Origin of the sequence: Streptomyces sp. NPDC085900, assembly GCF_044540925.1 — a bacterium.
Taxonomy (GTDB): domain Bacteria; phylum Actinomycetota; class Actinomycetes; order Streptomycetales; family Streptomycetaceae; genus Streptomyces; species Streptomyces gilvifuscus.
Genome location: NZ_JBITSP010000007.1, coordinates 132,165 through 143,956, shown reverse-complemented (window position 1 = coordinate 143,956; position 11,792 = coordinate 132,165). Strand labels below are relative to the sequence as shown.

The window sequence follows — 11,792 nt, the reverse complement described above, 5'->3', positions numbered from 1 at the left end:
GGAGCAAGGACGATGACTCCGCTTCTTCCTACGGCGTCGGTTCTGCCGGCGCCGGCCTGCGGGCCCGTTCCCGCGGCGGCCACCCCGGCCGCCGCGGCGACCCGGCGCCAGGTGGTCGGCTCGGTCCACTCGTGGGACCTGTCGACCGGTGTCGACGGCCCCGGCACCCGCTTCGTCACCTTCCTGTCGGGCTGCCCGCTGACCTGCCTGTACTGCCACAACCCCGACACCTGGCGGATGCGCGACGGCAAGCGCACCACGGCCGACGAGATCGTCGCCGAGGCCCGCAAGTACACGCGGTTCATCGCCGCGGCCGGCGGCGGGGCGACCATCAGCGGGGGTGAGCCCCTGCTCCAGCCCGTCTTCACCGGCGAACTGCTGCACCGCTTCAAGCACGAACTCGGCCTGCACACCGCCCTCGACACCTCGGGCTTCCTCGGCGTCCGCGCCACCGACGCCCTGCTGAGGGACACCGACCTGGTCCTGCTCGACATCAAGTCCTGGGACCCCGCCACCTACCGCAAGGTCACCGGCCGCCCTCTGCAGCCCACCCTCGTCTTCGCCCGGCGTCTGGCGGACCTCGGCAAGGAGGTCCACGTCCGCTTCGTGCTCGTTCCCGGCCTCACCGACGACCCGGCCAACATCGACGGCGTCGCGGCCTTCGCCGCCTCGCTCGGCAACGTCACACGCGTCGACGTCCTGCCCTTCCACAAGCTCGGCGAGGCCAAGTGGCAGGCGCTCGGCCGCCCCTTCGTCCTGCACGACACACCCGCCCCGACCGCCGAACAGACCGCTGTGGCCAGGAGCATCTTCGAGTCCCACGGACTGTGCGCCGTCTGAACCGCGCGGACGGCGCCCGTCCCCGGGGCCGTACCCTGGAGGCATGACCTCCGCCCCCGCCCCCGAGCCGCGCGCCCCCAAGCCCGCGTTGATCTTCGACGACCCGATGGACCAGCAGTCCTCGGACGACACGGACCGCGGCTGGGGCGAGCGACCCGCCGCCGATAACGACAGCGCGGCCGACCTGAAGCGCTTCCTCGACGAGAAGCCGCCCCACCACCTCTGAGCCGCGCGGACAGCAGTCCGCCCGCCCCGGCGGGCCGCCGCCGCTACCGCCCGCCGGACCCGGCCCCACGCTGCTGCGCGACCAGAGCGTCGCGGATCTCCTTGAGCACCTCCAGCTCGGTCACCTCCATCACCTCTTGCGTGCCCTCCCTGGCCTTCCTGCGGGCCTCCTGCCGCGCCAGGTACTTCGACATCGGCAACACCATCAGGAAGTAGACGACCGCCGCGGTGATCACGAAGGTGAGAGTGGCGCCGAGGACGGAGCCCCACATGATCGGGATGCCGCTCTTCACCGTGCCGTCCGCGTTCAAGTGGCACGGGTCCTTCAGGCACGAGGTGTAGTTGTCGAGATTCTTCGTCCCGATCGCCCCGACCACCGGGTTGATGATCCCCTTCACCAGCGAGTTGACGATGTTGGTGAAGGCGGCGCCGATGACCACCGCTACCGCCAGGTCGACGACGTTTCCGCGCATCAGGAAGGCCTTGAAGCCCTGCCAGACGCTCGGATCCTTCTTCTCGCTCAACTCGGGGCCTCTTCTCGCGTGCACAGGTTGAAGAACGAACAGCTCCGCAACCTACGTCAACACGCGGCCATCCTGTCCAATCAGGTAGCTGAAACGAGGGACTTGACAGAAATTTCCGCAGGATACGGACAACGCGGCTCAGCACAGCGTCACCGCCAGGCGTGCCGTCGCGCCCGCGCCGGCGAGGCGCGCCGCGGTCGCCCGGGGAACCGAGAGCACGACCAACGCCCCGTTTCCGGCGTCGTCGCCCAACGGCTCCGGAACCCCGGTCACTCGGGCCCCGCGCGCGACCACACGAGCGTCACCGCCGGTGGCCGTCTCACGGGCGGCGATGACGTCCACCCGGTCGCCGGGCCGCAGCAGCCGGACGGTGGCGCCGTCGGCGATACGTACCGGCGCGGCCACGACCTCGACGGCACGGTGCTTCCGTACGGGGTCCGCCACCGGATGCCCGCGCGCGTGCTCGCCGGCGCGCGGGCCGGCCGCCACCAGCGCGGCCGCGGTCACGGCGAGGCCCGCCGCCACGGCCCGCCTGCGGTGCCGTACGAGGCGTTGCAACTGGTACCGCCCGCCCCGCACTCGCACCGGAGCGAAGTGCGGCACCTCGCACGTGGCGGGGACGTCGGTTCCGGGCGGGCGCGAGGAGGAGGGGGAGGGGTACGGGGCCGGAAGGGGAAGGGACATGCGGGATCACCACCTGCGTCGGGGAATCGGCTTGCAGGCCCACGATGAGGCCTTGCGCCGATGCCCGCCGAGACCGGTGGACTACCGACGGGTTGTGGAAAACTCCCTCACCCGAACGTGAAGTTCCGCCGCCTCGGCCGCCGCCGACGCCTTTCCCCGCAATCTCCCCGGCACCCTTCCCGCCACCGCGTCACGGCAGCTCGAAGCCGGGATTCATGCCGCCCAGCGCCTTGGTGCACAGGCAGTCGCGGTCCTCGTTCGCGGGCAGGCCCGCCACCGCGTCGAACAACACGCCCCGCAGCCGGTCCACGTTCGCGGCGAAGACCTGCAACACCTCGTCGTGCGAGACGCCTTCGCCGGTCTCCGCGCCCGCGTCGAGGTCGGTCACCAAGGTCATCGAGGTGTAGCAGAGCTCCAGTTCACGGGCGAGCGCCGCCTCCGGATGGCCGGTCATGCCCACCACCGACCAGCCCTGGGCCTGGTGCCACAACGATTCGGCACGGGTCGAGAAGCGCGGCCCCTCGACCACGACCAACGTGCCTCCGTCCACCGGCTCCCAGTCCCTGCCGCGCGCGGCCTTCAGCGCGGCCGCTCGCCCGACGGGGCAGTAGGGGTCGGCCAGGGAGACGTGGACCACGTTGGGCACATCGCCGCCGGGCAGCGGCAGCCCGTCGAAGTAGGTACCCAGCCGGGACTTCGTACGGTCGACCAGCTGATCCGGCACGAGCAGCGTGCCCGGGCCGTACTCGGCGCGCAGGCCGCCCACCGCGCACGGGCCCAGGATTTGGCGGGCACCGACCGACCGCAGGGCCCACAGGTTGGCCCGGTAGTTGATCCGGTGCGGAGGCAAGTGGTGACCGCGGCCGTGGCGGGGCAGGAAGGCGACCCGTCGTCCGGCGACCTCGCCGAGGAAGAGGGAGTCGCTGGGGGGCCCGTACGGGGTGTCCACCTGGACCTCGGTCACGTCCTCGAGGAACGAGTAGAAGCCCGAGCCGCCGATTACACCGATCTCTGCGTTCGCCATGGTCAGCACAGTATCCGGCGACGGCCTCGCGCGGAGAGGGGCTCCGGAAACGCCGACGACCCCGCCGTCGTGAGACGGCAGGGTCCTGTGAGCGTGTCCTAGGCCGCGGAGCTGTTGCTCGAGGAGGTGCTCGTGCCCGAGGACTTCGAGTCCGAGGACGACGAAGACGGGGTAGAGGTGGACGTCGACGGCTTGGACGACGCCGGCGAGCTGCTCGACGAGGAGCCGCGGCTGTCGTTGCGGTAGAAGCCCGAGCCCTTGAAGACAATGCCGACCGCGGAGAACACCTTCTTCAGGCGGCCACCGCAGTTGGGGCACTCGGTAAGGGCGTCATCGGTGAACTTCTGCACCGCCTCGAGGCCCTCGCCGCACTCGGTGCACTGGTACTGGTAGGTGGGCACTGTCTTCCTCCTGGCACTCTCACTCAATGAGTGCTAACGATGGTCCATAGTGACGTATTCCTGAGGATCAGTCCACCGTCATCGGCATGCGGTGACCGACGCCACGTGCCACGGTCCGGCTCCGGGGCCGTGCGGCCAGCCGAGAACGCAGGGCCACCAGGGTCGCCAGGGCGAGGACCGTACCGGCCATCGGCACCAGGAAACCGGCGCCACCCCAGAACCGGTCCTCCAGCTGACCTGCGATGGTCACGGCCGCCGCCTGGCCGAGCGCGACCGCGCCGGTCAGCCAGGTGAACGCCTCGGTGCGGGCCCCGGCCGGGACCAGGCCCTCGACCAGCGTGTAACCGGTGATCAACGCGGGCGCGATGCACATGCCGACGAGCAGACCCAGACCGGCCAGCACGAGCACCGAGTGCGCGGCCCACAGGCCGGAGGCCGTCAGCGCGAGCGCGCCGTACCCGACGACGAGGCGCCGCTGCGGGGCCACCTTCCAGGCGACCGCGCCGCACACGACGCCGGAGAGCATGTTGCCAGCGGCGAAGACGCCGTAGAGGACGCCGTTCAGCCCGGGCTCGCCGATCGACTCGCTGAAGGCGGCCAGCGACACCTGCATGCCGCCGAAGACGGAACCGATGCCGAGGAAGACAGCGATCAGGACGCGCACGCCGGGGATGCGCAGCGCGGAAGCGTGCTCCACGCGCGCGTGCCCGGCGCCGGTGACGGCGGGCTGGCTGCCCTTCTGCGCCGCGAACAGCAGACCGCCCAGCAGAGTGAGCGCCGCTTCCGTGACCAGGCCCGCGGCCGGGGTGACGGTGGTGCACAGGGCCGTGGCCAGCAGCGGGCCGAAGACGAAGGTCAGCTCGTCCGTGACGGACTCGAACGCTGCCGCGGTCGTCATCAGGGGCGTGCCCTGAAGCTTCACCCCCCAGCGGGCGCGCACCATGGGCCCGACCTGCGGCACCGAGGCGCCCGTGGGCACGGCCGCCGCGAACAGCGCCCACAGCGGCGCGTGGGCCAGCGCGAGCGCCGTCAGGGTCAGGCCCGACAGCGTGTGCAGCAGCACACCGGGCACCAGCACGGCGCGCTGCCCGTAGCGGTCCGCGAGCCGGCCGCTGTAGGGCGCGAACAGCGCCATGGAGACACCGGTGACGGCCGCGGCAGCGCCCGCCGCGCCGTACGAGCCGGTGGTGTGCTGCACGAGCAGCACGATGGAGATGGTGAGCATCGCGAACGGCTGACGCGCCGCGAAGCCGGGGAGCAGGAACGTCCAGGCGCCTCGGGTGCGCAGTAGCTGCCCGTATCCGGGGCGGGAGGGAGCCGACGAGTCCTTCGACGGCTCGGTGGTGACCGTGGACGCCACGGCCCGTGCCTTTCTGCCGCCTGGTAGCGCGCCCGTGCGGGGGCGCCGAGAGCTGTCCTCTTGCGCGGACTGCGGTAGATGCCGGTGCCCGCAGTGAAAAGGGAGCCCGACCGCCATACGGTCGCGCCAGCTCTGCGTCAGGCAGAGTTGGTTCGATCTAGGTGTGCCTTCATCCTACAAGGGTCAACCAGCGGTGCGCCTGTGAAAGCGAGCACCATCGGCCGGGTTCACCTGTGATTGGCGGGGGTGTGAACCGCACGAAACACGCCCTTAACGTCGCACGAGCCGCATCGCGCGCCGCGCGCGCCCCCGGGCCGGGCGCCCGGCGCCCCGCGCCCGGCACCCGCCGCCCGGAACTCAGCGCCCCGCATTCAGCGCCCCGCGCCCGTCCCGTTCGCGCCCAGCCACCCGGCCAGCTTGCCCCCGTGTCCGACGGCGCGCAGGCGCTTCTCCGCGGCGTCCCGGACAGGATCCGTGGCGACGACGAGGAGCTCGTCGCCCGTGCGCAGCACCGTCGTCGGCAGGGGAACAAACGATTTTCCGTCACGGACGACGAGGGTGACGGCGGCGCCGGCGGGCAGGCGCAGCTCGTTGACCTCGACGCCGTGCATCTTCGAGCCCTCGGGGATGGCGACGGACAGCAGGTGCCCGCGCAGCCGCTCCAGGGGGGCGGACTCGATGCCCAGGTCGGCGGCCTCGCCGCTGCCGCCCAGGTGCAGCTGGCGGGCGAGCCAGGGCAGCGTCGGGCCCTGGATCAGGGTGTAGACGACGACCAGCACGAAGACGATGTTGAAGATGCGGCGGCTGGCGTCGACGCCCTCCACCATCGGGATCGTCGCGAGGATGATGGGCACCGCGCCGCGCAGGCCGGCCCAGGACATCAGGGCCTGCTCCTGCCAAGGCACCCGGAACGGCGTGAGGCACAACACCACGCTCAGGGGGCGCGCGACCATGGTGAGCACCAGGCCGATGACGAGCGCGGGCACCACGTCGTCGCCGAGTTCGTGCGGCGTGACCAGGAGGCCGAGCAGGACGAACATGCCGATCTGGGCGATCCAGCCGAGCCCGTCGGCGAAACCGCGCGTGGCGGGCCAGTGCGGCAGCTTGGCGTTGCCCATGACCATCGAGGCGAGGTAGACGCCCAGGAAGCCGCTGCCGTGCGCCAGCGCGCCGCCCGCGTACGCCGTGACGGCGATCGCCATGACGGCGATCGGATACAGGCCGGAGGCGGGCAGGGCCACGTGCCGCAGGCCCCAGGCGCCGAGCCAGCCCACCGCGAGCCCGATGGCCGCGCCGATGGCCAGCTCGAGGGCTATCTCGCCCACCAGCACGTACCAGTGCTCCACGGGTCCCGCCGTGGAGAAGGCCACCACCAGGATGACCACCGGGGCGTCGTTGAAGCCGGACTCGGCTTCCAGAGTGCCCGTCACGCGCGCGGGGAGGGGTATCTTCCGCAGCACCGAGAAGACCGCCGCCGCGTCCGTCGAGGAGACGACCGCCCCGACGATGAGCGCCTGCCGCCACTCCAGCCCGATCAGGTAGTGCGCCGCCGACGCCGTGACCCCGACGCTCACCCCGACACCCACCAGCGCCAGCGCGGAGGCGGACGGCAGGGCCGGCCTGACCTCCTTCCACGTCGTGCCGAGACCGCCCTCGGCCAGGATCACCACCAGGGCGGCGTACCCGATGACCTGGGTCAGCTCGGTGTTGTCGAAGTGGATGTCGCCGATGCCGTCCTGGCCCATCAGGACCCCGATGCCCAGGTAAACGAGCAGGCTGGGGAGCCCGCTGCGCGAGGAGATCCGAACCGCTGCCACAGCGACGAGCAGGACGAGCGAGCAGACGAGCAGAAGCTGGTTGAGGTGGTGGACAGTCAGCGGCCGTTCCCTTCCCCGGCTCACACGCATCCCGCGCGGGAGCTCACGTACATAGGACACGAAGTCGTGGAACTCCGCATCCAAGTACTTCGTTACCTTACCTAACTCTTGACGATTTCTTGACGCTCGCCGAGGCAAGATCGAACACCGGCCGGCTCTCGTTCCCGACTCCGCGTCAAGGGGCACAGGGCCCTGCGCCTATGGTTGCTCCAGCACTCCAGGACCGCCTGCCGCTCGCGTTAGGACAGCAAGGACAGCGATGCCCCCCAACACCACCGCCACAACGGGTGACAAGCCTGGCAAGTCCGGCAGGAAGAAGGGGCGAAAAGCCCGACTCGTCGTGCTGGTACTGGTCCTGGCCATCATCGGAGGCATCGCCTACGGGGCGTACTGGTCCATCAGTACGGTGCGCGCGTCCTTCCCGCAGACGAAGGGGTCGCTCACGCTCGACGGTCTGTCAGGGCCCGTCGACGTCAAGCGCGACGGCTACGGCATCCCGCAGGTCTACGCCTCCTCCGACGAGGACCTGTTCATGGCGCAGGGCTACGTCCAGGCGCAGGACCGGTTCTACGAGATGGACGTACGCCGTCACATGACCTCCGGGCGCCTGTCGGAGATGTTCGGCAAGGGCCAGGTCAAGAACGACGAGTTCCTGCGCACCCTGGGCTGGGACCGCGTCGCCAAGGAGGAGTACGACACCAAGCTGTCGGCCTCGTCCAAGAAGTACCTCCAGGCGTACTCCAAGGGAGTCAACGCCTACCTGCAGGGCAAAAACGGCAAGGACATCTCCCTGGAGTACGCCGCCCTGGGCTTCACCAACGACTACAGGCCCGCGAAGTGGACCCCGGTCGACTCGATCGCGTGGCTGAAGGCGATGGCCTGGGACCTGCGCGGCAACATGCAGGACGAGATCGACCGCGCCCTGATGACCAGCCGCCTCGGCCCCAAGCAGATCGCCGATCTGTACCCGGACTACCCGTACAGCCGCAACAAGGCGATCGTGCAGGAGGGCCAGTACAACTCGTTCACCAAGACGTTCGAGCAGAACGGCTCCACCTCCACGGGCGGAACCTCCACAAGCGGTTCTACGGGCACGTCGTCGACGTCGGCGTCCTCGGCCCTGCAGAGCCAGCTTTCGGGCCTCTACAAGGTCCTGGACAACGTTCCCACGGCCGTCGGCGTGAACGGCCAGGGCATCGGCTCCAACTCCTGGGTCGTCTCCGGTAGCCACACCATCACCGGTCACCCCCTCCTCGCCAACGACCCGCACCTGTCGGCCTCGCTGCCGTCCGTCTGGTACCAGATGGGCCTGCACTGCCGCACGGTCTCCAGCAAGTGCCAGTACGACGTCACCGGTTACACCTTCGCCGGCATGCCCGGCGTGGTCATCGGCCACAACCAGAACATCGCCTGGGGCATGACCAACTCCGGTGTCGACGTCACCGACCTGTACCTGGAGAAGATCAGCGGCGACGGGTACCTCTACAACGGCACCGTCAAGCCCTTCAAGACCCGCGAGGAGACCATCAAGGTCGCCGGGGGCGCGTCGAAGAAGATCATCGTCCGTGAGACCTCCGACGGCATGCCTCTGCTGTCCGACCGGGACGACGAACTCGTGAAGGTCGGCAAGAAGGCCTCCGTCGACACCGCCGCCCCCGACCGCGGCGACGGCTACGGCATCGCCCTGCGCTGGACGGCACTCGACCCCGGCACCTCCATGGACGCCGTCTTCGCCATGGACAAGGCGTCGAACTGGAGCGACTTCCGTTCCGCCGCCTCCCTGTTCGACGTGCCGTCGCAGAACCTCGTCTACGCCGACAAGACCAACATCGGCTACACGCTGCCCGGAAAGATCCCCACGCGCGCGAAGAAGGACGACGGCTCCATCCCCATGCCGGGCTGGGACTCCGCCTACAAGTGGACCGGGTACATCCCGAAGGACGCCCTGCCCTACGAGTTCAATCCGAAGCGCGGCTACATCGTCACCGCCAACCAGGCCGTGATCGACAAGGACAAGTACCCCTACACGCTCACCACCGACTGGGGTTACGGCACCCGCAGCCAGCGCATCAGCGACCTGATCGAGTCGAAGATCAAGGGTGGCGGCAAGGTCTCCACCGACGACATGCGGCAGATGCAGCTCGACAACAGCAGCGAGATCGCCAAGCTGCTCGTGCCCAAGCTGCTGAAGATCGACATCGGGGACAAGAACGTCCGCGAGGCGCAGGAGCTCCTCGAGGGCTGGGACTACACCCAGGACGCCGACTCCGCGGCGGCCGCCTACTTCAACGCGGTCTGGCGCAACATCCTCAAGCTCGCCTTCGGCAACAAGCTGCCCAAGGAACTGCGCGTCAAGGGCCAGTGCCTGTGGGTCGACCCCGTCAACACCACCGGGCCCGCGGACGAGACGAACAAGGTCCGCGAATGCGGCGAGCGCGACACCGACCAGGCGCAGCCGGACGGCGGCGACCGCTGGTTCGAGGTCGTGCGCAACCTCATGAACGACCCCAAGAGCGACTGGTGGTCCACCCCCAAGTCGCTGACCCGGCCGGGGGCGAGCGACAACCGCGACGACCTGTTCAAGCGCGCGATGATCGACGCCCGCTGGGAGCTGACCGCCAAGCTCGGCAAGGACATCGACTCCTGGAGCTGGGGCCGGCTGCACCGCCTGTTCCTGAAGAACCAGACGCTCGGCACCGAGGGTCCCGGTTTCCTGCGGTACATGCTCAACCGCGGCCCCTGGAAGCTCAGCGGCGGCGAGGCGACGGTCAACGCCAGCGGCTGGAACGCCGCGGGCGGCTACGGCGTCGTCTGGGTGCCGTCGATGCGCATGGTGGTCAACCTCGGCGACCTCGACAAATCGAAGTGGATCAACCTCACCGGCGCCTCAGGCCACGCCTTCAGCGCCCACTACACCGACCAGACCGGCAAGTGGGCCAAGGGCGAACTCCTCGACTGGGACTTCTCGCAGAAGGCGGTCGACGACAACACCAGGGACACGCTGGTGCTGAAGCCGTGAGCCGCCGGCGGTAGACCGCGGAACGGAACAGGGGCCCTTCACGGCGCGTGAGAGGCCCCTTTTCCGCGCGTGGGAGAGGGTGGGGTGTTTCCGCGCGTGGGCAGGGGGTGTGCGCGGGGTTCGCGAGGCCTGGGGCGCGCGGGGTGTGGGCGCGTGGGGCGTGAGGCCCAGGAAGCGGGGCGCGTGGAGATCGCCGCGCGCCTCCTGGAAGTTCACGCGCCGCTACGGAAGCGGCGCACGCCCGACGGCGTCACGACCGCGTGCACAGGCCGGTCGTGCGCCTCCTCCGGCACGCGCTCGACGACCTCCGAGTCGTACAGCAGAACCACGAGCGCAGGGCGGGCGCCCGCGCGCTCCAGACGGGCGAGCACGCGGTCGTACGATCCTCCGCCGCGCCCCAGTCTCATACCGCCCGCGTCGACCGCGAGCCCCGGCAGCAGCACGACGTCCGCCCCGGTCACGGCGTCCGGCCCGAGACGCTCTCCGGACGGCTCGAACAGCGCCATCTTCCCGCTGTGTTGGACGCGTGCGAGGGAGTGCTCGCCGGTGTACGCGGCCCAGTCCAGGTCGTTGTCGGGCAGGAGTGCCGGGAGCAGGACCCGCACGCCCCGCGCGCGCAGCGCGTCCAGCAGCGCGAGGGTGCCCGGTTCGCTTCCGACCGAGACGTACGCCGCCACGGTGCGCGCCTGCGCCAGTTCGGGCAGTTCGAGAGCGCGCCCGGCCAGCGCCTCCGCGGCTTCTTGCACGTCATCCGCCGTCAACCTGTTTCTCACCGCGAGGAGCTCTCGCCGCAACATTCGCTTGTCAGGCTCGGCCGTACGTCCGTCGTGACCTGCGTCTGGCACCGCGTATCCCTCCTAATGCGCTCATATGAGAGCCAATTAACCGGAGCCTCAGATTCCCGCCCAAGGCACCGGATAGGGTTGCGGACATGACTCAGGCGCAACCCAGGATCAGCAAGGCTGTCATCCCCGCAGCAGGTCTCGGCACCCGGTTCCTGCCGGCCACCAAGGCCACTCCCAAGGAGATGCTGCCGGTCGTCGACAAGCCGGCGATCCAGTACGTGGTCGAGGAGGCCGTGTCCGCCGGCCTCGACGACGTCCTCATGATCACAGGTCGCAACAAGCGCCCACTCGAGGACCACTTCGACCGCAACTACGAACTCGAGTCCGCCCTGGAGAAGAAGGGCGACGACGAACGGCTTGCCAAGGTCCAGGAGTCCAGCGACCTCGCCACCATGCACTACGTGCGCCAGGGCGACCCCAGGGGCCTGGGTCACGCGGTGCTGTGCGCCGCCCCGCACGTCGGGCACGAGCCCTTCGCCGTCCTGCTCGGCGACGACCTGATCGACCCGCGCGACCCGCTTCTCGCGCGCATGGTCGAGGTCCAGGAGCAGTGCGGCGGCAGCGTCATCGCGCTCATGGAGGTCGCCCCGGAGCAGATCCATCTCTACGGGTGCGCGGCCGTCGAGGCCACCGAGGACAGCGACGTCGTCCGGGTGACGGGCATGGTCGAGAAGCCCGACGCCTCCGACGCCCCCTCGAGCTACGCGGTCATCGGCCGCTACGTCCTCGACCCGCACATCTTCGACATACTGCGCAAGACCGAGCCGGGCCGGGGCGGCGAGATCCAGCTCACCGACGCCCTGCAGCAGCTCGCGCAGGACGAGAAGGTCGGCGGCCCGGTGCACGGCGTGGTCTTCAAGGGCCGCCGCTATGACACCGGGGACCGTGGCGACTACCTGCGTGCCATTGTCAGACTCGCGTGCGAACGTGAAGACCTGGGCCCGGACTTCCGGACCTGGCTTCGCAGTTACGTAGCCGAGGAGATGTAGGGAT

The 11,792-nt window shown here is 69.8% G+C and carries 11 protein-coding genes; 4 read left to right on the top strand and 7 right to left on the bottom strand.

All coding sequences use genetic code 11. The features are described from left to right. Positions 1–12 precede the first annotated feature (12 nt). The gene (gene pflA, locus ACIGDI_RS24650; RefSeq protein ID WP_399900341.1) at positions 13–840 is read left to right on the top strand and encodes a pyruvate formate-lyase-activating protein; all 828 of its coding nucleotides are present in this window, start codon (positions 13–15) and stop codon (positions 838–840) included. A 43-nt stretch (positions 841–883) separates the two neighbouring features. Then, positions 884–1,066: a hypothetical protein gene (locus tag ACIGDI_RS24645; protein ID WP_399900339.1), complete on the top strand. Its 183-nt coding sequence runs from the start codon at positions 884–886 to the stop codon at positions 1,064–1,066. Positions 1,067–1,109: 43 nt separating this feature from the next. On the opposite strand, the gene mscL is transcribed toward ACIGDI_RS24645, so the two are convergent. The 6 genes from mscL to ACIGDI_RS24615 all read right to left on the bottom strand — a co-directional run bounded on the left by mscL (position 1,110) and on the right by ACIGDI_RS24615 (position 6,965). Beyond that, positions 1,110–1,589 carry a large conductance mechanosensitive channel protein MscL gene (mscL, locus tag ACIGDI_RS24640; protein ID WP_399900337.1) on the bottom strand — a complete coding sequence of 160 codons (480 nt, stop codon included), beginning with the start codon at positions 1,587–1,589 and terminating at the stop codon, positions 1,110–1,112. Positions 1,590–1,727: 138 nt separating this feature from the next. Then, positions 1,728–2,273, bottom strand: a complete 546-nt coding sequence (locus tag ACIGDI_RS24635; RefSeq protein WP_399900334.1) for a hypothetical protein — start codon at positions 2,271–2,273, stop codon at positions 1,728–1,730. Positions 2,274–2,463: 190 nt separating this feature from the next. After that, positions 2,464–3,297, bottom strand: a complete 834-nt coding sequence (locus ACIGDI_RS24630; RefSeq protein ID WP_399900331.1) for an S-methyl-5'-thioadenosine phosphorylase — start codon at positions 3,295–3,297, stop codon at positions 2,464–2,466. A 98-nt stretch (positions 3,298–3,395) separates the two neighbouring features. After that, complete coding sequence (locus ACIGDI_RS24625; RefSeq protein ID WP_200703602.1) at positions 3,396–3,698, bottom strand: FmdB family zinc ribbon protein; 303 nt, start codon at positions 3,696–3,698, stop codon at positions 3,396–3,398. A gap of 67 nt (positions 3,699–3,765) precedes the next feature. Beyond that, positions 3,766–5,058 carry an MFS transporter gene (locus ACIGDI_RS24620; protein WP_399900328.1) on the bottom strand — a complete coding sequence of 431 codons (1,293 nt, stop codon included), beginning with the start codon at positions 5,056–5,058 and terminating at the stop codon, positions 3,766–3,768. 371 nt (positions 5,059–5,429) lie between these two features. Further along, positions 5,430–6,965, bottom strand: coding sequence for a potassium/proton antiporter (locus ACIGDI_RS24615; RefSeq protein ID WP_399901165.1), 1,536 nt, complete (start codon positions 6,963–6,965; stop codon positions 5,430–5,432). A gap of 229 nt (positions 6,966–7,194) precedes the next feature. Between ACIGDI_RS24615 and ACIGDI_RS24610 the strand changes: the two genes are divergently transcribed. After that, positions 7,195–9,954, top strand: a complete 2,760-nt coding sequence (locus ACIGDI_RS24610) for a penicillin acylase family protein (RefSeq protein WP_399900325.1) — start codon at positions 7,195–7,197, stop codon at positions 9,952–9,954. Between the two features lie 212 nt (positions 9,955–10,166). Here the strand turns inward: ACIGDI_RS24610 and ACIGDI_RS24605 are convergent, their stop codons facing one another. Continuing rightward, entirely contained in the window at positions 10,167–10,751 is a 585-nt protein-coding gene (locus ACIGDI_RS24605) for a 5-formyltetrahydrofolate cyclo-ligase (RefSeq protein ID WP_399900322.1), read from the bottom strand. 134 nt (positions 10,752–10,885) lie between these two features. On the opposite strand from ACIGDI_RS24605, the gene galU reads away from it, so the two are divergent. Next, a complete protein-coding gene (galU, locus tag ACIGDI_RS24600) occupies positions 10,886–11,788 on the top strand; it encodes a UTP--glucose-1-phosphate uridylyltransferase GalU (RefSeq protein WP_399900319.1) in 903 nt (300 codons plus the stop codon). Positions 11,789–11,792: the final 4 nt, after the last annotated feature.

Bases quoted from the DNA above. Each gene is read 5' to 3' on its own strand.
- ACIGDI_RS24645 (WP_399900339.1), top strand. From the start codon at position 884: ATGACCTCCGCCCCCGCCCCCGAGCCGCGCGCCCCCAAGCCCGCGTTG.
- galU (WP_399900319.1), top strand. From the start codon at position 10,886: ATGACTCAGGCGCAACCCAGGATCAGCAAGGCTGTCATCCCCGCAGCA.
- ACIGDI_RS24615 (WP_399901165.1), bottom strand. From the start codon at position 6,965: ATGCGTGTGAGCCGGGGAAGGGAACGGCCGCTGACTGTCCACCACCTC.
- ACIGDI_RS24610 (WP_399900325.1), top strand. From the start codon at position 7,195: ATGCCCCCCAACACCACCGCCACAACGGGTGACAAGCCTGGCAAGTCC.
- ACIGDI_RS24630 (WP_399900331.1), bottom strand. From the start codon at position 3,297: ATGGCGAACGCAGAGATCGGTGTAATCGGCGGCTCGGGCTTCTACTCG.
- ACIGDI_RS24635 (WP_399900334.1), bottom strand. From the start codon at position 2,273: ATGTCCCTTCCCCTTCCGGCCCCGTACCCCTCCCCCTCCTCCTCGCGC.
- pflA (WP_399900341.1), top strand. From the start codon at position 13: ATGACTCCGCTTCTTCCTACGGCGTCGGTTCTGCCGGCGCCGGCCTGC.
- ACIGDI_RS24605 (WP_399900322.1), bottom strand. From the start codon at position 10,751: ATGTTGCGGCGAGAGCTCCTCGCGGTGAGAAACAGGTTGACGGCGGAT.